At 64.1% G+C, this 1,138-nt stretch carries 1 protein-coding gene and 1 pseudogene; one reads left to right on the top strand and one right to left on the bottom strand.

What is annotated here, in order from left to right:
* Window positions 1–174, top strand: a pseudogene (locus tag VPH46_RS16295) (serine O-acetyltransferase); the annotation flags it as partial.
* Window positions 175–230: 56 nt separating this feature from the next.
* Here the strand turns inward: VPH46_RS16295 and VPH46_RS16290 are convergent.
* Window positions 231–1,138: hypothetical protein (locus VPH46_RS16290; RefSeq protein ID WP_416612910.1), on the bottom strand; the 908-nt coding region annotated here is incomplete at its 5' end.

Here is a 1,138-nt window from a genome sequence, read left to right as displayed (position 1 = left end):
GTCGAGGATCACGCGGTGCTCTTCTCAGGAGCCGTGATTGTTGGCAACATTGAGATCGGCAAGGGTGCCGTAGTCGGTGCCAACGCCGTGGTGTTGCAAAGCGTGCCTGAAGGGCGCAGCGCTGCCGGCAACCCTGCACGAGTGCTTGGGCAAAGGAACGACACCCCCGACTGAAGTTCTGCTGCATGATATGCGCGATTTTTCCCGAAGTTACCGTCGGATCGACACGCTCAGCCACGCAACTGCTGCAACGCCCTTCCCGCTTGTCCGGCGGTTGTAATCTCGCGAGCCGCCGTCTTCGCGTCGGTGCCGACCCATTCCGGAACGATGTTGCCATGCTGGCACAGCGCGGGAATGGCGGCACCTACTACCTCCACTTCGGCGATCAGGCCGACGCTCTCCCCTCCTTCGTGGAAACCTGCGAAACCGCAGTACAAGGCCGGCCAGGCGATGATCGGCCTTGCGGTCGCACCGCCGTCCAGCTTCAGCCCGTCCGATGCGAGGGGTACGCCGGTCGTGGCGTCCTGGGGTAGAAACCCGTCCGGCGTCACATGTCCTGCCCGGACGGTCACCCCTTCCTTTTCAGCGCCACGCACTCCGAAAATCGTTACTTCGTCGCCGTCCGCCAGACCGTGGCCCGGACAGTCCAGCATCGCCCCCGACCAACGGATCGGCCGCGCTTGCCCGCGCACAATGTCCTCTACCATGCCGAAGTAGAGGCCGATCTCGGGCGAGACCCGAAAGCGCTCGCCGTCCTGCGACACATTTTCGAGGATCTGCGGCGTGCCGCACCGCCCGCGCCCGCCGACACCCACGATCGGCACGATCGCCTTGCGTCGCACGGTATAGATCGCCTCCGTTCCCGCGATGGTCATTGCCATGCGGACGATCCCCGTGAACGCCAGCGGGATCTTCAGCACGGGATAATCCGGTGCCGGTCGGCTGTCGAAATGGCGGATGAGGGTATCGGAGACCGGCCGACCGGCGCCCAGTTTGGTCGCATGGCTGCCGATCGGCCGGCTTTCGCGCCATCCGGGGGACACCGCCCCTTGATAGCCAATCCGGCCGATATTGCCGAGTTCGCTCTGAACGGTACGGAAATGCCGGTTTGGCGTCTTGGTGTAATAGCTGCCAGCAA

Origin of the sequence: Sphingomonas sp. MJ1 (PH-R8) (assembly GCF_048058635.1) — a bacterium.
Lineage (GTDB): Bacteria > Pseudomonadota > Alphaproteobacteria > Sphingomonadales > Sphingomonadaceae > Sphingomonas.
This window is presented reverse-complemented; position numbering and strand designations above follow the sequence as displayed.